This window comes from Pseudoalteromonas sp. L21 (assembly GCF_021728035.1).
Classification (GTDB): domain Bacteria; phylum Pseudomonadota; class Gammaproteobacteria; order Enterobacterales; family Alteromonadaceae; genus Pseudoalteromonas; species Pseudoalteromonas arabiensis.
This window is the reverse complement of record NZ_JAKKCV010000004.1, coordinates 369,236-389,275: the sequence shown is the minus strand read 5'-3', so window position 1 is coordinate 389,275 and position 20,040 is coordinate 369,236. Positions and strand designations below refer to the sequence as shown.

Below are 20,040 nucleotides of genomic sequence, written 5' to 3'. Positions count from 1 at the left end.
TACCCCCATAAGGCTACAATAGTCGAAGTCTATGAATAAGAGAGTGTTATGGATCAAACTACATCCCAAATTTATAAGCGCTTAATTAGTTATGTGAGTGATTATAAGCTTATTGCATTTTTTGCTATTGTCGGCATGATTGGTTACTCAGCAATGGATGCATTGTTTATCAATTTAATGAAACCATTTATTGATGAAGGTTTGAATGCCCGTAACACACAAGTTTTAACTTATGCCCCCTTTGTGGTTATTGCATTGGTGCTAGGTCGTGGCATGTTTAATTATATGTCATCGTATTGCTTAAGCTATGTAGGCTCACAAGTTGTTAGAAGCTTACGTCAGCAATTGTTTGAGCATATCTTACATTTGCCTGTTTCTTTTCATGATAAAAATTCAAACGGTGATCTAATCTCAAAAATCACCTTTGATACTGAGCAAGTTCAACAAGCAATTACGAAAGCATTACTTATTGTTGTTAGAGAAGGGGCATTTGTGGTCTTTTTACTATTCAACATGTTTTATACCAGCTGGAAATTATCGCTAATATTCTTAGTTATTATCCCCTTGGTTGCAGTGATTGTTGCGTTCGTATCAAAACGTTTTCGTAAAATTTCAAAAAAAATTCAATCAGCCATGGGGCAAGTTACACGAAGCTCAGAACAAATGCTTTCAGGTCACAAAGTGATCCATGGTTTTGGTGGTCAAAAGCAAGAGATTTCACAATTCTCGGCAATCAATAACCATAACCGTCAGCAACGAATTAAAATGGATGCCACTAAAGCACTCAGTGTTTCTGTTATTCAGATCCTCGCTGCGAGCGCGATGGCAGTGATTTTATGGGTCGTGTCTATGCCTTCGATGATTGACACTATTAGTTCAGGTGATTTCGTATTATTAATTTCATCCATGATGATGCTACTGCGTCCATTAAAACAGTTGTCTAATGTCAACAGTGACCTGCAACGTGGTATCTCTGCGGCGCAAAGTATTTTTCTAGTACTTGATGAAGAAGTAGAAAAAGACACAGGAACGCATAAAGCCGATCAAGTAACTGGGCACATTGATGTTCAAAACGTAACTTTTCGTTATCCTACAAAAGATGAACCTGTTTTAAAAAACTTATCACTCGAAATTAAAGCAGGGGAAAGTATTGCATTAGTAGGGCGCTCAGGCTCAGGAAAGTCAACAATTTCGAACCTCTTACCCCGTTATTATGAGCTCGAAGGAGAGAGTAAAATATTATTAGATGGGGTGCCCTTATCTGATTATAAGCTAACTGATTTGCGTAAACAGTTTGCTTTAGTATCGCAACAGGTTGTTCTGTTCAATGACACAATTGCTAATAATATTTGTTATGGTTTAGATCGTGTTTTATCAGATGATGAACTAATGGCCGTTGCTAAACAAGCACATGTTTGGGAGTTCGTTAAGGATTTACCAGAAGGTTTGAACACCATGGTTGGTGAAAACGGTGTGATGTTATCAGGGGGGCAGCGTCAACGTATTGCCATCGCCCGTGCTATCTTAAAAGATGCGCCTATTCTCATTCTTGATGAGGCTACATCTGCACTGGATACTGAATCCGAAAAACTAATTCAACAAGCACTTGATACTTTGATGAAACAGAAAACATCGATAGTGATTGCACACCGCTTATCGACTATAGAAAACAGTGATTGTATTTATGTAATTGATCATGGTCAGGTTATCGAAAAAGGCACGCATTCTGAGCTTTTAAGTAAAGGCGGTACTTATTCGGCCTTATGTAAAATGCAATTTGGTGAGCAGTAGTGAGTGTCATTGAAAAAAGCTGGTATAAAAAACCAAGCCTATTAACTGTTTTACTCTTGCCGCTAAGTGTTATTTTTTGGTTGATTTCAACGCTGCGAAAATACCTGTATAAAATTAATATACTCAAAGCGTTTAAAGCCCATGTGCCAGTAATTGTTGTTGGTAACATTAGTGTGGGTGGTAATGGTAAAACGCCGTTTGTTATTTGGTTAGCGCAGTATTTGCAACAACAGGGACTGAAGGTCGCAGTGATCAGTCGCGGTTATGGTGGTAAGTCAGCAAGTTATCCGCTTTTAGTCACTGATGATACAGCCACAAGTGAAGCGGGTGATGAGCCGGTTCTTATTAAACGTCGTTTAGGCTGTGTTGTGATGGTTGGCCCCGATCGCCAAGCAAGTATCGAGCAGTTACAAAACCACGACATCGATATCATTATTTCAGATGACGGTATGCAACATTATAAAATGGCGCGTGATATAGAGTGCTGTATTGTAGATAGTGAACGTCAATTTGGTAATGGACTTTTAATGCCGGCAGGCCCACTTCGAGAAACGAAAGCACGCTTAAAGTCAGTTGATTTAGTTGTCGAGAATGGTGGCGAAACAGCCTACAGTTATGATTTGAATGCAAGTCAATTTAGATTAGTATCGTCGTCTGAACAAGTCGCAGAAACGCCAACAAACGGACACGCGATCAGCGCCATTGGCAACCCGGTACGCTTTGAGTTGAGCCTTGAAAAACAAGGTATAAATTTATTATCGACACATCATTTTCGGGATCATTATAATTATCAAGCAACTGACTTTTTAGCATTTGAGAATGAGCCCGTGTTTATGACTGAAAAAGACGCCGTAAAATGCTTTAGTTTTGCTAAGTCAAATTGGTATTATTTACCCGTAGACGCTAGGCCAACAGCCGCTGTTATTGAAAAATTAAATTCATTATTAAAACAAAAAGGGATCCTCCATGGCCTTTGATACAAAATTACTTGAAATTATTGCTTGCCCAGTGTGTAAGGGTAAGTTGCGCCTTGATAAAGAAAATCAAGAGCTTATTAGTACAGCTGCGAAATTAGCTTATCCGATTAAAGATGATATTCCAGTACTTCTTGAAAACGAAGCGCGTGAACTAAGCCAAGAAGAGGTTGATAAGTGGAATTCGTAGTAGTCATCCCTGCACGTTACGCGTCTAGCCGTTTACCCGGTAAACCTTTAGCGGATATATGTGGTAAACCTATGATTCAGCATGTTTATGAAAAAGCGGCTGCATCGGGTGCCAGTGCAGTGTATATTGCTACCGATCATCAAGCCGTGTTTGATGTTGTAAAAGACTTCACTGATAATGTGTTGATGACACGAGAAGATCATCAGTCGGGTACAGAACGTCTTGCCGAAGTAGTTGAAAAGCTCAATCTTACAAGCGACACTATTGTTGTTAATGTACAAGGTGATGAGCCATTACTTGCCAGTGAAAACGTAACTCAAGTGGCAAAATTACTGGCAGAGTCAGATGCACCCATGGCAACGTTAAGTGCAAACATGACTGATACAGATGACATTTTCAATCCCAATTGTGTCAAAGTTGTCAGTGATACAGAACAAAATGCCCTGTATTTTTCGCGTTCGCCCATTCCTTACCATCGTGACGCAATGATGAACGATGATAATAGCAAACTAAATCTTGCTGACTATGCGCGTCATATTGGTATTTACGCTTATCGCGCAGGCTTTATTCAACAATATATTGCGCTACCTGAATCGCGTTTAGAACAACTTGAGTCACTTGAGCAATTACGTGTTTTATATCATGGTTATAAAATTAAAATTGCAGGAGCTGTGTGTGAGCCTCAAGCCGGTGTGGATACACCTGAAGATCTTACGCGTGTCATAGCCGCTTTGAGCAACTAGTAACAATGACTGAAATGAATAGGGTTCATCTTCATGCACGTGAAGATGACTTTTTTGTTTTTTACAAACCCGCAGGTGTTAGCTTTCACAGTGAAGAATGTGCCGGCTTTGTCGTGCTTGCAGAGCAACTAGTGAACGAAAAGTTATTTCCTGTTCATCGCCTAGATAAAGTGACTTCAGGGTTAATTATTTTAGCTAGAAACAAGCAGACCGCAGCGGAGTTTACAACGCTTTTCACAGCGCATCTGGTTAATAAGTTTTATATAGCCGTTAGCGATACTAAGCCTAAAAAAAAGCAAGGCTGGATTAAAGGCGATATGCAAAAAAGTCGTCGAGGTGCATTTAAGTTACTAAAAAGCCAAGAAAACCCAGCGGTTACTCGCTTTTACTCTAAAAGTATTCGTCCAGGTTTGCGTGCATATTTATTAAAACCATTTTCTGGTAAGACACATCAATTAAGAGTGGCAATGAAAAGTATTGGTGCCCCTATACTCGGTGATGCAACTTACGCTGGAAGCTTGGACGAGCGAACTAATTTGCATGCCTATGCATTGCAATTTAGTTATAAAGGGCAGCTAAAAGAATATCGATATGCGCATACAACAGGCGCACATCTCAATGAAGTTTTTAACGCAGACGAATTCAAAGAGTGGCAGACTCCTTGGACGTTGGATTGGTAAATGAAAGAAACAACACAAGACATTCGCTTTGGTGGTATTAAGCGTTTATATGGTCATCAACAATTTGATTGGCTGCAACAAGCACATTTTTGTGTCATCGGTATTGGTGGCGTAGGTAGTTGGGCTGCTGAGGCGTTAGCACGTACAGGGGTTGGTCAACTGACATTGATAGACCTAGATGATATATGCGCAACCAATGTTAATCGTCAAATTCATGCTTTGACTGGCACCGTAGGTGAAGCAAAAGTCGAAGCAATGAAAACACGTTGTGAGCTGATAAACCCAGATATTAAAATTAATGTGATTGATGACTTTATAACGCTAGATAATATTCGTGAGCATATTCAAGGCTTTGATTATGTGATTGATTGTATTGATGCAGTGAAAGAAAAAGCGGCGCTAATTGCCCATTGTAAACGTATAAAATTACCCGTTATCACAACCGGTGGAGCGGGCGGGCAAACTGACCCTAGTCAAATCAATTTTGGTGATGTTGCTAAGACAACGCATGATCCACTTCTTGCAAAAGTTCGTTATATCTTGCGAAAGCAGTACAACTTTAGTAGCAATCCCAAGCGTAAGTTTAATGTCGATTGCGTTTATTCGACCGAGCAGCTTGTCTATCCAACCTCAGAAGGTGACGTTTGCCAAGCAAAACAAGGCGCAGATGGCTCGATGAACATGGATTGTAACAACGGTTTTGGCTCAGCAACCATGGTTACAGGCAGCTTTGGCTTTTTTGTTGCAGCCAAAGCGATTAGAAAATACCTAGATAAGAAACAGCGTAGTTTAAAATAACGTTTTTTAGCGCTTTTGCTCAGCCATGGCTTGAATTTTATCGACCATGGCTTTGATGCCATTACCACGAGAAGGACTTAAATGGCTAATTAGACCAAGTCGTTCAAATTCATCATACGCATTTATTTGAGTTGCTTGCTGCGGCGTTAGACCATTGTATAAGACTAAAATTAATGCCAGTAACCCTTTAACAATCCGAGTATCGGAATCTCCAGCCAATACGAGGCTATTTTCCGTGTGATCAAACTCAATATATAACCAAACTTTACTTTCACAGCCTTTAACTAATGCATCATCTACCTTAAGCGCTTCAGGCATAACGGGTAGCTGTTTACCTAATAGCATTATTTGGCGGTACTTTTGTTGCCAGCCTGCTGCATTTTCAATGTCTTTTGTTACGGCTTGAAAAGGTGAATTCATGTTTAATCCAAGTTTAATCTAATAATTCAATACTATTTTTAAGGGCGGTGATAAGTGCATCAACATCCTCTTTAGTATTGTATAAAGCGAAGCTGGCTCTAACAGTCCCCGAAATTGATAATTGGCTCATAATCGGTTGGGTACAGTGATGACCACTTCGTACAGCAACACCAAAACCATCTAACAAAGTCGCTAAATCGAAAGGGTGCTCGTTTTTGTAATTAAAGCTGATGTTACCAATGTTATTGTGATGTTGAGAGTAAATGGTAATACCATCAATTGCTGATAATTGTTTTATCGCATAACTGAAAACTGTATGCTCATGTTGACGCATCTGCTGAAAATTTAACGAAGTTAAATATTCAATCGCCTCATTAAAGGCTATGACACCCGCAATATTTGGGGTTCCTGCTTCAAATTTTCCTGGTGCCTCTCGAAAAGTGCTTTGTGTTAAGCTCACTGTTTCAATCATTTCGCCACCTGTTTGGTAAGCATCAAGTGAATTTAACAATTCAAAGCGGCCGTATAAGCCACCTAAGCCTGTTGGGCCAAGCATTTTATGTGCGGAAAACACATAAAAATCACAATCAATTTCTCGTAAGTTGGGGCGTAAGTGCATTGCAGCCTGTGCACCATCGATGACTGAAATAGCATTAATATCTTTACACGCTTGGATGATAGGAGCTAAGTCTGTGATATTCCCCAGCGTGTTTGATGCATGTGTGATAGCAACGACTTTGGGCTTATGTTGTTCGATAAACTCTGTGCACTGTTGAGCGTCAATGACCAAATCACTCGTAATTGGTAAAACAATTAATTCAGCGCCAATGCGCTTCACAAGTTGTTGCCAAGGCACAATGTTCGCATGATGTTCAATAGCTGAAATAGCGACTTTATCACCCGCTTTAAGTTTAGATGTTAAGCCGTTCGCAATTAAATTAATCGACTCAGTCGCCCCTTTCGTCCAGACTAGCTCATTACTTTCTACCTGAAAATAGTTGGCAAGGCTTTTACGGGCTTGTTCATACTTACGAGTTGCGTTGTCACTAAGAGTATGACGACCACGATGTACGTTGGCGTTTTCAGCACTGTAAAAGTGCGTGAGAGCGTCAATGACAGCTTGCGGCTTGTGTGATGTGGCTGCTGAATCTAAGTAGACTAATGGCTGCCCATTAATTTGTTGTTTAAGCAGAGGAAAATCAGCACGTATTTTTGCAATATCAAACATGGAAGCCCTTTTACAGCGAGAATGCGACGATTTTAATTATTTTGTATAAATAGACAAGTCTAGGGCAATAAAAAAGGCCGCTGTGCGGCCTTTTTTAAGCATTTAAGCAAAAATTAACGCTTGTCCGTTGATACGTAGTCGCGCTTTGTTTCACCAGTATAAAGCTGGCGAGGGCGGCTGATCTTGTGACCAGGTTGAGAAAGCATCTCATCCCAGTGAGAGATCCAACCAACAGTACGTGACATTGCAAAGATGACAGTGAACATGCTTGTTGGAATACCGATTGCTTTTAAGATGATACCTGAGTAGAAATCTACGTTAGGGTAAAGTTTCTTCTCAACAAAGTATGGGTCTTCTAGCGCAATTTGCTCAAGCTTCATTGCGATATCAAGAAGTGGATCTTGAATGTTAAGCTCAGCAAGTACTTCGTGACATGTTTGACGCATTACTGTGGCACGTGGGTCGAAGTTTTTGTATACGCGGTGACCAAAGCCCATAAGACGGAAAGGATCTGACTTATCTTTTGCTTTAGCAACATATTCGTCGATACGGTCAACAGAGCCAATTTCTTCTAACATGTTAAGACATGCTTCGTTAGCACCACCGTGCGCAGGGCCCCATAAAGATGCGATACCGGCAGCGATACACGCGTAAGGGTTAGCACCTGAAGAACCCGCTAAACGTACAGTTGACGTCGACGCGTTTTGCTCGTGGTCAGCGTGAAGCATGAAGATTTTATCCATTGCTTTAGCAAGCACTGGATTAACTTTGTACTCTTCAGCAGGTACTGAAAACATCATGTGTAAGAAGTTTTCAGCAAAGCTTAAATCGTTACGTGGGTAAACAAATGGCTGACCTACATTGTATTTGTAAGCCATTGCTGCGATTGTTGGCAGCTTAGCAACTAGCTTGATAGCACTTGTTTTACGTTGTGTTGCATCAGTGATGTCTAAGTCTTCATGGTAGAACGATGAAAGCGCACCTACAACACCACATAGCATCGCCATTGGGTGAGCATCAAAGCGGAAGCCTTGGAAGAAGTTAGCAATCTTAGTATCTAGCATTGTGTTGTGCGTGATTTCTTGCGCAAATGCTTCGTACTGTTCTTTCGTTGGTAACTCACCATTTAATAGTAAGTAGCATAGCTCAACGTAGTTAGACTCGTCAGCAAGTTGTTCGATTGGGTAGCCGCGATGTAGTAAAACACCTTTACCGCCATCGATGTAAGTGATTGAAGATTCACAAGAACCGGTCGACATGAAACCTGGATCGTAAGTAAAGTGACCGTGAGAACCTAACGTACGTACGTCAATTACGTCTTGGCCAGCAGTGCCTTGGTAAATTGGAAGTTCGATTGGATCAAGACCATCAATATGGACCGTGGCTTTCTTATCCGCCATCTATTTATCTCCTATTAAGATAACAACTCTGATTGTTATGTTCTGAATCTGTTTAAGCACATTCTTTTCATTTTAACGTGAAAGAGGGGGTTAAAGTCAATTTTTATAAACATTATGCACAAATGGATAATAAATATTCTGTCAGGATTAAATATTATACCATTGGCTAATTCGCAAACGACTCTTACTAAACAAGAATTGTAAAAAGACCTCTGGCTATATATACTATCCAAGGTTTTATACCGTATTGTCTGTAGGTAAACTTTATTTTTACATTTGAGTTTTGCATAAGTGTGAACTTTTTGTGTATCAACACGGTTTACTTAGATAGTTCCATCGAAATTCATTTTGATGGGTTTTAGAAAAACAAGTAGATGAGCTCCTAGTGGGCAAGATGGGCAAGTAACTGTGAAAAAGCAAAGACCTGTAAATCTAGATCTAACAACTATATCTATGCCGGCAACGGCTAAAGCATCAATTTTTCACCGCGTCACCGGTGTTGCATTATTTTTTGCTTTAACGTTTGTCATTTGGGCGTGGTCTGAGTCTCTTTCTTCTGCAGAAGGTTTTGAATTCGTCAAGGGTCTGTTCAGCGGATTCATTGCCAAATTCATAGCATGGGGCACTATTTCTGTATTGGCGTATCACTTAATCGGTGGTATCCGTCATATCATTATGGATATGGGTCACTGGGAAGAACTTGAGTCAGGAAACTTCAGCGCTAAAGTTGCATTAGCTTTAGGCGTTGTAGCTGCAATTCTAGCAGGAGTGTGGATATGGTTTTAAATCAAGCAACTCTTAAACGTGATGGTGTACAAGATTACGTATCGCTTCGTGCGACAGCCTTAATAATTAGCGCTTACGCTATTTTTATTATTGGTTACTTCTTATGCACGCCTGAAGTCACTTTCGAAGCCTGGCAAGGCCTTTTTTCAAACCTAGCAATGAAAGGGTTCACATTAATTACCCTAGTTTGCATTATGGTTCACACCCGTATCGGCCTTTGGCAAGTTCTTACTGACTATGTTAAATGCGCTAAATTACGTGCTGTTTTAGGCTTTGTATTAAACCTTATGGCTGTTGCTTACGTAGCAATAGGTCTAATCGTTTTATGGGGTGTTTAAGTGAATTATTCTGTTCGTGAATTTGACGCTGTAGTGATTGGTGCAGGTGGTGCGGGTATGCGCGCAGCACTAGCTATCACTGAATCAGGCAAAACCTGTGCACTTATCTCAAAAGTTTTCCCTACACGTTCTCACACTGTGTCTGCACAGGGTGGTATTACGGTAGCTTTGGGTAACTCGCATGAAGATAACTGGGAATGGCACATGTACGATACGGTTAAAGGTTCCGATTTTATCGGTGACCAAGACGCTATCGAATATATGTGTAAAACAGGCCCAGAAGCTATTACTGAATTAGAAAACATGGGTTTACCATTTTCTCGTTTTGAAAATGGCCGTGTTTACCAACGTCCTTTCGGCGGTCAGTCGAAAAACTTTGGTGGTGAACAGGCTGCACGTACTGCAGCAGCAGCTGACCGTACTGGTCACGCGTTATTACACTGTCTTTACCAACAAAACGTTAAAAACAAAACTAACGTATTTTCTGAGTGGTATGCACTAGATTTAGTTAAGAACAGTGACGGTCACGTTGTTGGTTGTACTGCAATCGACATCGAGTCTGGCGAAGTTGTTTACTTTAAATCTAAAGCTGTTGTATTAGCAACAGGTGGTGCAGGCCGTATCTACGCATCGACAACGAATGCTCACATCAACACTGGTGACGGTGTTGGTATGGCTACACGCGCTGGTGTTGCAATGCAAGATATGGAAATGTGGCAGTTCCACCCAACAGGTATCGCCGGCGCTGGTGTACTTGTAACTGAAGGTTGTCGTGGTGAAGGTGGTTACCTTCTAAATAAAGACGGCGAACGCTTCATGGAACGTTACGCGCCAAATGCGAAAGACTTAGCGTCTCGTGACGTTGTTGCTCGTTCAATGATGACTGAGATCCGTGAAGGTCGTGGTTGTGATGGTCCTTACGGTCCACACATCAAGCTTAAGCTTGACCACTTAGGTGAAGAAACACTTAACTTACGTCTTCCGGGCGTATGTGACCTTGCGAAAACGTTCGCACACGTTGATCCAGCCAAAGAACCAATTCCAGTTATCCCAACATGTCACTACATGATGGGTGGTGTTCCAACTAACGTAAATGGTCAAGCATTACAAATTGATGCAAACGGCCAAGAGAAAGTAGTTGAAGGTTTATTCGCTGTAGGTGAGATTGCATGTGTATCTGTACACGGTGCTAACCGCCTAGGTGGTAACTCGCTACTTGACTTAGTTGTATTCGGCCGCGCAGCTGGTAACTTCTTAGGCACATACCTTAACGGTGTTGAAGCAGGTAAAGATGCGTCTGAATCAGACCTTGAAGCATCACTTGCACGCTTTAACCGTTGGGAAAACTCTAAAGCTGGCCAAGGTGAAGACCCAGTACAAATCAAGAAAGATCTACAAATGTGTATGCAACTTAACTTCTCGGTATTCCGTGAAGGTGAGGCAATGGCAACAGGTCTTAAAGAGCTTAAAGAAATTCGTGAACGTCTTCAGTATGCGCGTCTTGACGACAAGTCAACAGAGTTCAATACTGCACGTATCGAATGTTTAGAGCTAGATAACTTGATGGAAACAGCTTACTCAACTGCAGTAGCTGCAAACTTCCGTACAGAAAGCCGTGGTGCACACTCTCGTTTTGACTACCCAGATCGTGATGATGAAAACTGGTTATGTCACTCAATCTTTAACCCAGTTACAGATGAAATGACGAAACGTGAAGTTAACTACGCGCCGAAACTGCGTGAAGCTTTCCCACCTAAAGCACGTACATACTAGGAGCGAGACGATGGCACAAGTACAATTTTCGGTTTATCGTTACAATCCAGATGTTGATAATGCACCACGTATGCAAGACTTCTCGCTAGAAACGCAAGAAGGCCAAGATATGATGGTATTGGATGCGCTTATGCAATTAAAAGAGCAAGATCCAACATTATCATTCCGTCGTTCATGCCGTGAAGGTGTGTGTGGTTCAGACGGTATCAACATGAATGGTAAAAACGGTTTAGCGTGTATTACACCTTTATCAACGCTGCTAAAAGGTGGCAAAGGTAAAATCGTAATTCGTCCTTTACCAGGTTTACCAGTGGTACGTGACCTTGTTATTGACATGAGTCAGTTCTACACTCAATACGAAAAGGTAAAACCTTATCTAATTAATGACACGCCTGCGGCGGGTGAACGTCTTCAATCAATTGAAGAACGTGATAAGTTAGATGGCTTGTATGAGTGTATTTTATGTGCATGTTGTTCAACATCGTGTCCTTCGTTCTGGTGGAATCCAGACAAGTTCATTGGTCCTGCTGGCCTTCTTCATGCGTATCGTTTCTTGGCAGATAGCCGCGATACAGCAACTGAAGAGCGTTTAGCAGACCTTGACGATGCGTTCAGCGTGTTCCGTTGTCACAGTATCATGAACTGTGTTAGCGTGTGTCCAAAAGGTCTTAATCCGACCAAAGCGATTGGACAAATCAAATCAATGCTTTTAAACCGCTCGGTTTAAGGATATTGAATATGTAAGGTGGTTAATTTATTAACCACCTTGTTTTTATAACAATTAATTTCTGCGCTAAAGAAAAGGGCTTATAAATGCACGAAGGTGTGATGAAGGCATGGCTAGAATCTTCTCACTTAAACGGCGGTAACGTTGCTTACGTAGAAGAGCTTTATGAAGCGTACTTAGATGATGCGACTTCTGTGCCAGAAGAATGGCGAGAAGTGTTCGAACAATTACCAAAAGTTGATGGTGTGGATGTTGACGTTAAACATTCAGAAGTTCGTGCACAATTTGCACAGCTTGCTAAAAACAAGCATAGAGAGGTAGTGGTAGCAGAGGGTGGCTCTGGCGATCCTAAACAGGTCAAAGTGCTACAACTTATTAATGCTTTCCGTTTCCGTGGTCACCAAAATGCCAACCTAGATCCATTAGGTATTTGGCAACGCGAACGTGTTCGTGATCTTGAATTGGAATATCACGATTTATCAGAAGCTGATTTTGACCGTGAATTCAATGTGGGTTCGTTTGCCGTAGGTCGCGAAACCATGCCTCTTGGTGAGTTATACCAAGCACTAAAAACGACCTATTGTGGGTCAGTTGGTGCTGAGTACATGCACATCACTTCAACTGAAGAAAAACGTTGGTTACAACAGCGTTTGGAATCAGTGCAATCACGTCCTACTTTTTCAAAAGATGAAAAGCTGCGTATCCTTAAAGGTTTAACAGCTGCTGATGGTCTTGAAAAGTATTTAGGCGCAAAATTCCCTGGTGCTAAACGTTTCTCACTTGAAGGTGGTGATGCATTAGTACCTATGCTTAAAGAGCTAATTCATCGTGCAGGCGAAAGCGGGCAAAAAGAAGCCGTTATTGGTATGGCTCACCGCGGTCGTTTGAACGTACTAGTAAACGTATTAGGTAAAAACCCTTCTGATCTATTTGATGAGTTTGCTGGAAAACACAAAGACACATTAAGCTCAGGTGATGTTAAGTATCACATGGGTTACTCATCTGACTTTGCAACTAAGGGTGGCAATGTGCATATGGCACTTGCGTTTAACCCATCTCACCTTGAAATCGTAAACCCAGTAGTTATGGGCTCGGTTCGTGCGCGTTTAGACCGCCTAGGTGACAAGTCAGGGATTAAAGCATTACCAATCACTATTCACGGTGACTCTGCGATTGCAGGTCAAGGTGTTGTACAAGAAACATTTAACTTATCGCAAACTAATGCATTTAGTTGTGGTGGTAGTATCCGCATTGTTGTTAATAACCAAGTTGGTTTTACAACATCAAAACAGTCGGATGTACGTTCTACGCCATACTGTACTGATATTGCGAAAATGGTTCAGGCACCAATTTTCCACGTTAACTCTGACGATCCTGAAGCAGTTGCATTTGTTACACAAATCGCACTTGATTTCAGAAATCAATTTAAACGTGATGTAGTGATTGATTTAGTATGTTATCGCCGCCATGGCCATAACGAAGCGGATGAGCCAAATGCGACTCAGCCTCTTATGTACCAAAAAATCAAAAAGCACCCAGTACCGCGTCTTATCTATGCAGACCAACTTGTGTCTGAAGGTTCATTCTCAGAAGAAGAAATAAAAGCACTTGCTGATGAATACCGTAATGGCCTTGACGGTGGTAACTGTGTAGTTGAAGAAATTCAACCAGAAACGTCACACTCTTCTGATTGGGCTAAATTTGTTGGTCACGATTGGAATGTAGAGTATGACGCAAAAGTCTCAGTAGAAAAGCTTAAAGAGCTTGGTAATATCGTTGCTAGCTACCCTGAAGGCCACAAAGCGCAATCACGTGTTAAGAAAATCTACGACGATCGTAAGCAAATGGCAGCCGGTGAAAAACCACTTGATTGGGGTATGGCAGAAACACTTGCTTACGCAACCCTTGTTGATGCGGGCACTGACATTCGTTTAACTGGCCAAGACTCTGGTCGTGGTACGTTCTTCCATCGTCATGCTGTTGTTCATAATCAACAAGATGCATCTACCTACTTACCACTGCAAAACATCAGTGAGAATCAAGGTGCATTTGAAGTATACGATTCTGTATTATCTGAAGAAGCAGTTCTTGCATTTGAATACGGTTATGCAACCGCTGAGCCTACATCACTTGTTATGTGGGAAGCACAGTTTGGTGACTTTGCTAACGGCGCACAAGTTGTATTTGACCAATTCTTAAGCTCAGGTGAGCAAAAATGGGGCCGTTTATGTGGCCTTACATGTTTACTTCCTCATGGTTATGAAGGGCAAGGTCCTGAGCATAGTTCAGCACGTCTTGAACGTTTCTTGCAATTGTGTGCTGATCACAATATGCAAGTGTGTGTACCTTCAACACCTGCGCAAGTATATGCAATGCTGCGTCGTCAATCGGTACGTCCACTTCGTCGTCCATTGATTGTTATGACACCTAAGTCGTTACTTCGTCACCCGCTGGCAACATCAACACTGGAAGAGTTATCTGAAGGTGTGTTCCACAATATGATCGATGAGATCGATGATATTGCAGCTGATAAAGTGGAACGCGTTGTATTTTGTAGTGGTAAAGTTTATTACGAGCTACTACAAGAGCGTCGTAAGCAAGAATTAGATAACATTGCTATTGTTCGCGTTGAGCAGCTATATCCATTCCCTCATGATGAGATGGATACAATTATGCAGCGTTACCAGCATGTTAAAGACTTTGTGTGGTGCCAAGAAGAGCCGCAAAACCAAGGTGCGTGGTATTGTTCACAACACCATTTTGTTGATGCAATCCCACAAGGCGCTAAATTGACTTACGCTGGTCGTAAAGCTTCGGCATCGCCTGCATGTGGTTACATGTCAGTGCATACAAAAGAACAACAAGCGCTCGTTGCAGATGCGCTTACTATTGAAAAGAAAGGATAAGCAATGAGCACAGAAATTAAAGTTCCTGTACTTCCTGAGTCGGTTGCTGATGCTACCGTAGCGACCTGGCACGTAAGTGTTGGCGATAAAGTAAGCCGTGACCAGAATTTGGTAGATATTGAAACAGACAAAGTTGTTTTAGAAGTTGTTGCACCAAATGATGGTGTAATTACTGAAATTTCACAAGAAGAAGGTGCAACTGTTCTTGGCGAGCAAGTAATTGCTTTACTTGGTGATGCTGATGAAGCACCAGCAAGTGATGACACTGCTAAAGAATCAGCACCAGCTAAATCAGAAGAAGACGCGCCGGCTGCGGCGCAATCAGCACCAGCATCAGAAGGTAAAGAAGTGGACATTAAAGTACCTGTACTTCCAGAATCAGTCGCAGACGCGACAATTGCTACATGGCATGTACAACCAGGCGAAGCGGTAACTCGCGACCAAAACTTAGTTGACATCGAAACTGATAAAGTTGTTCTTGAAGTTGTTGCCCAAGATGACGGTATCATGGGTGAGCACATTCACGCAGAAGGTGAAACCGTGCTAGGTGAGCAAGTAATCGGTACTGTTAAAGCCGGTGCTGCGCCAGCTAAATCTGCTGCTAAAGAAGAAGCGCCAGCCGCTTCTAGCGACTCAAATGACAGCTCTGACGTATTAACACCGTCAGTACGTCGTTTAATCGCTGAGAAAGGTCTTGATGCATCTAAAATCAAAGGCACTGGCAAAAATGGCCGTGTAACTAAAGAAGATGTTGATAAATTCTTAAAAGCACCTGCTGCTGCACCAAAAGCTGAAGCTTCTGCACCAGCTGCGCCTATCGGTGACCGTACACAAAAACGTGTGCCTATGACACGTTTACGCAAAACAATTGCTAATCGTCTACTTGAAGCTAAAAACTCAACTGCGATGTTAACTACATTTAACGAAGTGAACATGAAGCCAATCATGGACCTTCGTAAGCAGTACCAAGAAGTATTCGAAAAGCGCCACGGTATCCGTTTAGGTTTCATGTCTTTCTACGTGAAAGCAGTGACTGAAGCACTTAAGCGTTTCCCTGAAGTTAATGCATCTATCGACGGTGATGATATCGTTTATCACAACTACTTCGATATCAGCATCGCAGTTTCTACACCACGTGGTCTTGTTACGCCAGTTCTTAAAGACTGTGACAAGCTATCAGTTGCTGAAATCGAGAAGGGTATTCGCGAGTTAGCACTTAAAGGTCGTGATGGTAAATTATCTTTAGATGATATGACTGGTGGTAACTTCACTATCACTAACGGTGGTGTATTCGGTTCATTGCTATCTACACCAATCATCAACTTACCACAGTCTTCAATCTTAGGTATGCACAAAATCCAAGATCGTCCTATGGCTGTTAACGGTAAAGTTGAAATCTTACCAATGATGTATTTAGCGTTATCTTATGATCACCGCCAAATTGATGGTAAAGAATCTGTAGGCTTCTTAGTGACAATTAAAGAGTTACTAGAAGATCCAACTCGATTATTACTAGATGTTTAATCTAGTTGTATAAAAACTAAGCTGTGAACCATGTTCGCAGCTTTTTTTTTGCGCCTTTGGTCTAACTGGGGTTTTCATGTCGAGCCTTGGGATTTATACTAGGTGCGCAATTTGGGATAGCTGTTTATTTGCATAAATATTCAGCTCTTTTAGTATAAAAAATTGGATAAAGCATCATGAATTTGCATGAGTATCAGGCAAAACAACTTTTTGCCGAATATGGTTTACCAGTTTCTCACGGTTACGCTTGCGATACACCTGAAGAAGCTGCAGCAGCTGCTGAGAAAATTGGCGGTGATATGTGGGTTGTTAAAACACAGGTTCACGCAGGTGGCCGTGGTAAAGCTGGCGGTGTTAAGCTAGTTAAAACAATCGACGAAGTGAAAGAGTTCGCTGCGAACTGGTTAGGTAAAAACTTAGTTACTTACCAAACAGACGAAAATGGTCAGCCAGTAGCTAAAATCCTTGTAGAAAGCTGCACTGACATCGCTAACGAATTATACCTTGGCGCTGTAGTAGATCGTGCTTCTCGTAAAGTTGTTTTCATGGCATCTACTGAAGGTGGTGTGGAAATCGAGCAAGTTGCAGAAGAAACGCCAGAATTAATTCACAAAGCTGAGATCGATCCACTAGTTGGTCCTCAAGCTTATCAAGCTCGTGAATTAGGTTTCAAACTTGGTTTAAACCCAACTCAAATGAAACAGTTCGTTAAGATCTTCATGGGTCTTGCTAACATGTTCAACGATTTCGATTTCGCTCTTTTAGAAATCAACCCGCTAGTAATCACAGACGAAGGTAACCTTCACTGTCTAGACGGTAAAATCGGTGTAGATGGTAACGCGCTTTACCGTCAACCTAAAATCCGCGAAATGCACGATCCTTCACAAGAAGATGCACGTGAAGCTCACGCTGCAAGCTTCGAGCTTAACTACGTTGCACTAGATGGTAACGTTGGTTGTATGGTTAATGGTGCAGGCCTAGCAATGGGTACTATGGACATCGTAAACCTACACGGTGGTAAGCCAGCTAACTTCCTAGATGTTGGTGGCGGTGCGACTAAAGAGCGTGTATCTGAAGCATTCAAGATCATCCTATCTGACGACAACGTTAAAGCTGTTTTAGTTAACATCTTTGGTGGCATCGTACGTTGTGACATGATCGCAGAAGGTATCATTGGCGCAGTTAAAGAAGTAGGTGTAAATGTTCCTGTAGTAGTACGTTTAGAAGGTACTAACGCTGAACTAGGTCGTGAAGTTCTTGCAAGTTCTGACCTTAACATCATCGCTGCTGAGTCACTAACAGACGCAGCTGAAAAAGTTGTTGCTGCTGCGGAGGGCAAATAATGTCTGTATTAATCAATAAAGATACAAAAGTTATCTGTCAAGGTTTCACAGGTGGCCAAGGTACTTTCCACTCAGAGCAAGCGCTTGAGTATGGTACACAAATGGTTGGTGGTGTAAGCCCTGGTAAAGGCGGTCAAACGCACCTAGGTCTTCCAGTATTCAACACAGTACGTGACGCTGTAGAAGCAACAGGTGCAACTGCATCTGTTATTTACGTACCAGCTCCTTTCTGTAAAGATGCTATCTTAGAAGCTATCGATGCAGGCATCGAGCTTATCGTTTGTATCACTGAAGGTATCCCAACACTAGACATGGTTGACGTTAAAGTTAAGCTTGACCAAACTGGTGTTCGTATGATCGGTCCTAACTGCCCAGGTGTTATCACTCCTGGTGAAACGAAGATCGGTATCATGCCTGGTCATATCCACAAGCCTGGTAAAGTAGGTATCGTATCACGTTCTGGTACACTTACTTACGAAGCGGTTAAACAAACTACTGACGCTGGTTTCGGCCAATCAACATGTGTTGGTATCGGTGGTGACCCAATCCCAGGCACTAACTTCATCGACGTTTTAGAAATGTTCGAAAAAGACGAGCAAACTGAAGCAATCGTTATGATCGGTGAAATCGGTGGTACTGCAGAAGAAGAAGCTGCTGAGTACATCAAGCACAACGTGACTAAACCTGTTGTTTCTTACATTGCGGGTGTTACTGCACCTCCAGGTAAGCGTATGGGTCACGCTGGTGCAATCATTGCAGGCGGTAAAGGTACTGCTGATGAGAAGTTTGCTGCATTAGAAGCTGCGGGCGTAAAAACTGTACGTTCATTAGCTGATATCGGTAATGCACTTAAAGAGAAAACAGGCTGGTAATCAGTTTCAATCTCTTAAAAAGGCTCGCTTATGCGAGCCTTTTTTGTATCTGATATATTGCGGCCAATCGATGTCAAAATTTATTCACAAAAAAAGAATAATAATGCTTTATTTGTGAATATAAATTCTTTAGACTGATGTCTTGTTTATTCGTTTTTATTAAAAACATCCGATTTTACAAGGTAAATATTACGTGCGTACCACTGAATTGGTCGATGGATTTCGTCAGTCAACACCCTATGTTAATGCCCACAGAGGCAAAACTTTTGTCGTAATGCTTGGTGGAGAGGCAATAGATCAGCCTGGTTGTCGCAGCATTATCAACGATGTTGCATTACTTACCAGCCTAGGTATTAAAATTGTTTTAGTGTTTGGCGCACGACCACAGTTTAATGCAGCACTTGAGCAAGTTGGCATAACTAGTCAGTTCCACAATGAGATACGCGTAACGGATAACGCCACCTTTGATGTAATTAAAAAAGTTGCGGGTGCAATGCAATTTGATATTACAGCACGGTTATCAACGTCTCTTAGTAGTACACCTATGTCAGGCTCTTTTCTGAATGTGGTAAGCGGTAACTTTGTCATCGCACAGCCACTAGGTGTGGATGAAGGGGTTGATTATCATCACTCAGGAAGAGTAAGGCGCATTGACGTAGAGGGTATTCGCCATCAGTTAAATAATAACGGTATTGTATTATTAGGGCCGATTGCGGCATCAGTTACCGGTGAAAGTTTTAATTTAACCGCAGAAGAAATTGCTACTCAAGTAGCGTTAAAACTGCGTGCCGATAAAATGCTCGGTTTCTGTCAAGAAGCCGGTATTTTAGATGAAAATGGCGAAGCAATCGCTGAGTTGATGCCAAACGAAGCGGAACGTGTTTTAGCTAATTACCGCAACCAAGCTGATTCGTGTTTAAGTGCGACTGTTTTCTTACAAGCTGCAATTGATGCTTGCCGAGGTGGTGTACATCGCTGCCACCTAGTTAGTTACAAAGAAGATGGCGCGTTATTACAAGAATTGTTCTCTTTAGATGGTATTGGTACACAAATCGCACCACAAAGCTCAGAGCAACTTCGTAGCGCAACTATCTCTGATATAACCGGTATCATTAACCTTATTAGACCGCTTGAGCAGCAAGGCTATTTAGTGCGTCGTTCACGTGAACAGCTAGAAATTGAAATTGAACAATTTACAGTTATTGAACGTGATGGACTTATCATTGCCTGTGCAGCTTTGTATCCGTTTGCTGATGAACAGGTAGGGGAGTTTGCGAGTTTGGCTGTTCACCCTCAGTACCGAGATGCCGATCGCGGCAGTTATCTACTGAGGTTTATTATTAATAAAGCCAAGCGTGCGGGTTACTCGCATTTATTTGCACTGACTACACGGAGTATTCACTGGTTTTTAGAGCAAAGCTTTGAAATAGTGACAGTTGATGAGTTGCCGACAAAGAAAAAAGCGCTTTATAACCATGAACGCCGTTCTAAGGTATTGCGTTTGGACCTCACTAAGCTGAGTAAAAACAGGTAACCAAAAGGTGACG

At 41.8% G+C, this 20,040-nt stretch carries 18 protein-coding genes; 15 read left to right on the top strand and 3 right to left on the bottom strand.

The window, feature by feature from the left end; translation table 11 throughout:
* Nucleotides 1-48: 48 nt before the first annotated feature.
* From msbA to tcdA, 6 genes are read left to right on the top strand one after another with little or no spacing between them, the layout of a single operon-like run.
* A complete protein-coding gene (gene msbA, locus L3V41_RS13580) occupies nt 49-1,791 on the top strand; it encodes a lipid A export permease/ATP-binding protein MsbA (protein WP_237127933.1) in 1,743 nt (580 codons plus the stop codon).
* Nucleotides 1,791-2,768, top strand: coding sequence for a tetraacyldisaccharide 4'-kinase (lpxK, locus tag L3V41_RS13575; RefSeq protein ID WP_237127932.1), 978 nt, complete (start codon nt 1,791-1,793; stop codon nt 2,766-2,768). The genes msbA and lpxK overlap by 1 nt, the downstream gene beginning before the upstream one ends.
* Nucleotides 2,758-2,955, top strand: a complete 198-nt coding sequence (locus L3V41_RS13570) for a Trm112 family protein (protein ID WP_036968654.1) — start codon at nt 2,758-2,760, stop codon at nt 2,953-2,955. Before lpxK ends, L3V41_RS13570 begins: the two co-directional genes overlap by 11 nt.
* Nucleotides 2,943-3,698 carry a 3-deoxy-manno-octulosonate cytidylyltransferase gene (kdsB, locus tag L3V41_RS13565; RefSeq protein ID WP_193988765.1) on the top strand — a complete coding sequence of 252 codons (756 nt, stop codon included), beginning with the start codon at nt 2,943-2,945 and terminating at the stop codon, nt 3,696-3,698. The genes L3V41_RS13570 and kdsB overlap by 13 nt, the downstream gene beginning before the upstream one ends.
* Before the next feature lie 5 nt (nt 3,699-3,703).
* Nucleotides 3,704-4,378: a TIGR01621 family pseudouridine synthase gene (locus tag L3V41_RS13560; protein WP_062569000.1), complete on the top strand. Its 675-nt coding sequence runs from the start codon at nt 3,704-3,706 to the stop codon at nt 4,376-4,378.
* Nucleotides 4,379-5,176: a tRNA cyclic N6-threonylcarbamoyladenosine(37) synthase TcdA gene (gene tcdA, locus L3V41_RS13555; protein WP_237115194.1), complete on the top strand. Its 798-nt coding sequence runs from the start codon at nt 4,379-4,381 to the stop codon at nt 5,174-5,176.
* Between the two features lie 6 nt (nt 5,177-5,182).
* On the opposite strand, the gene L3V41_RS13550 is transcribed toward tcdA, so the two are convergent.
* The 3 genes from L3V41_RS13550 to L3V41_RS13540 form a co-directional block, all read right to left on the bottom strand.
* Nucleotides 5,183-5,596 carry a SufE family protein gene (locus L3V41_RS13550; protein ID WP_237127931.1) on the bottom strand — a complete coding sequence of 138 codons (414 nt, stop codon included), beginning with the start codon at nt 5,594-5,596 and terminating at the stop codon, nt 5,183-5,185.
* 13 nt (nt 5,597-5,609) lie between these two features.
* Nucleotides 5,610-6,824, bottom strand: a complete 1,215-nt coding sequence (locus L3V41_RS13545; protein ID WP_237127930.1) for a SufS family cysteine desulfurase — start codon at nt 6,822-6,824, stop codon at nt 5,610-5,612.
* Between the two features lie 113 nt (nt 6,825-6,937).
* On the bottom strand, nt 6,938-8,224 hold the full coding sequence (locus L3V41_RS13540; protein ID WP_062569004.1) for a citrate synthase: 1,287 nt from the start codon (nt 8,222-8,224) through the stop codon (nt 6,938-6,940).
* A gap of 408 nt (nt 8,225-8,632) precedes the next feature.
* Between L3V41_RS13540 and sdhC the strand changes: the two genes are divergently transcribed.
* The 9 genes from sdhC (at nt 8,633) to argA (ending at nt 20,027) form a co-directional block, all read left to right on the top strand.
* Nucleotides 8,633-9,010, top strand: coding sequence for a succinate dehydrogenase, cytochrome b556 subunit (gene sdhC / locus L3V41_RS13535; RefSeq protein WP_082401567.1), 378 nt, complete (start codon nt 8,633-8,635; stop codon nt 9,008-9,010).
* Nucleotides 9,001-9,348, top strand: a complete 348-nt coding sequence (gene sdhD, locus L3V41_RS13530; protein ID WP_062569005.1) for a succinate dehydrogenase, hydrophobic membrane anchor protein — start codon at nt 9,001-9,003, stop codon at nt 9,346-9,348. Before sdhC ends, sdhD begins: the two co-directional genes overlap by 10 nt.
* Entirely contained in the window at nt 9,349-11,121 is a 1,773-nt protein-coding gene (gene sdhA / locus L3V41_RS13525) for a succinate dehydrogenase flavoprotein subunit (RefSeq protein WP_062569006.1), read from the top strand.
* Between the two features lie 10 nt (nt 11,122-11,131).
* A complete protein-coding gene (locus L3V41_RS13520; RefSeq protein ID WP_062569007.1) occupies nt 11,132-11,848 on the top strand; it encodes a succinate dehydrogenase iron-sulfur subunit in 717 nt (238 codons plus the stop codon).
* Nucleotides 11,849-11,934: 86 nt separating this feature from the next.
* Complete coding sequence (locus tag L3V41_RS13515) at nt 11,935-14,754, top strand: 2-oxoglutarate dehydrogenase E1 component (RefSeq protein WP_062569008.1); 2,820 nt, start codon at nt 11,935-11,937, stop codon at nt 14,752-14,754.
* A gap of 3 nt (nt 14,755-14,757) precedes the next feature.
* Entirely contained in the window at nt 14,758-16,278 is a 1,521-nt protein-coding gene (gene odhB / locus L3V41_RS13510; RefSeq protein WP_193988767.1) for a 2-oxoglutarate dehydrogenase complex dihydrolipoyllysine-residue succinyltransferase, read from the top strand.
* A gap of 176 nt (nt 16,279-16,454) precedes the next feature.
* Nucleotides 16,455-17,621, top strand: coding sequence for an ADP-forming succinate--CoA ligase subunit beta (gene sucC / locus L3V41_RS13505; protein WP_062569010.1), 1,167 nt, complete (start codon nt 16,455-16,457; stop codon nt 17,619-17,621).
* Nucleotides 17,621-18,493 (top strand): succinate--CoA ligase subunit alpha, encoded by an 873-nt coding sequence (gene sucD, locus L3V41_RS13500; protein WP_062569011.1) that lies wholly within the window; start codon nt 17,621-17,623, stop codon nt 18,491-18,493. Before sucC ends, sucD begins: the two co-directional genes overlap by 1 nt.
* A 193-nt stretch (nt 18,494-18,686) precedes the next feature.
* Nucleotides 18,687-20,027: an amino-acid N-acetyltransferase gene (gene argA, locus L3V41_RS13495; RefSeq protein WP_237127929.1), complete on the top strand. Its 1,341-nt coding sequence runs from the start codon at nt 18,687-18,689 to the stop codon at nt 20,025-20,027.
* Nucleotides 20,028-20,040 lie beyond the last annotated feature (13 nt).

What these genes read in the sequence shown, in the direction of transcription:
- msbA (WP_237127933.1), top strand. Translation starts at nt 49, where the DNA reads ATGGATCAAACTACATCCCAAATTTATAAGCGCTTAATTAGTTATGTG.
- L3V41_RS13570 (WP_036968654.1), top strand. Translation starts at nt 2,758, where the DNA reads ATGGCCTTTGATACAAAATTACTTGAAATTATTGCTTGCCCAGTGTGT.
- L3V41_RS13560 (WP_062569000.1), top strand. Translation starts at nt 3,704, where the DNA reads ATGACTGAAATGAATAGGGTTCATCTTCATGCACGTGAAGATGACTTT.
- tcdA (WP_237115194.1), top strand. Translation starts at nt 4,379, where the DNA reads ATGAAAGAAACAACACAAGACATTCGCTTTGGTGGTATTAAGCGTTTA.
- L3V41_RS13550 (WP_237127931.1), bottom strand. Translation starts at nt 5,596, where the DNA reads ATGAATTCACCTTTTCAAGCCGTAACAAAAGACATTGAAAATGCAGCA.
- L3V41_RS13545 (WP_237127930.1), bottom strand. Translation starts at nt 6,824, where the DNA reads ATGTTTGATATTGCAAAAATACGTGCTGATTTTCCTCTGCTTAAACAA.
- L3V41_RS13540 (WP_062569004.1), bottom strand. Translation starts at nt 8,224, where the DNA reads ATGGCGGATAAGAAAGCCACGGTCCATATTGATGGTCTTGATCCAATC.
- sdhD (WP_062569005.1), top strand. Translation starts at nt 9,001, where the DNA reads ATGGTTTTAAATCAAGCAACTCTTAAACGTGATGGTGTACAAGATTAC.
- L3V41_RS13520 (WP_062569007.1), top strand. Translation starts at nt 11,132, where the DNA reads ATGGCACAAGTACAATTTTCGGTTTATCGTTACAATCCAGATGTTGAT.
- L3V41_RS13515 (WP_062569008.1), top strand. Translation starts at nt 11,935, where the DNA reads ATGCACGAAGGTGTGATGAAGGCATGGCTAGAATCTTCTCACTTAAAC.
- odhB (WP_193988767.1), top strand. Translation starts at nt 14,758, where the DNA reads ATGAGCACAGAAATTAAAGTTCCTGTACTTCCTGAGTCGGTTGCTGAT.
- sucC (WP_062569010.1), top strand. Translation starts at nt 16,455, where the DNA reads ATGAATTTGCATGAGTATCAGGCAAAACAACTTTTTGCCGAATATGGT.
- sucD (WP_062569011.1), top strand. Translation starts at nt 17,621, where the DNA reads ATGTCTGTATTAATCAATAAAGATACAAAAGTTATCTGTCAAGGTTTC.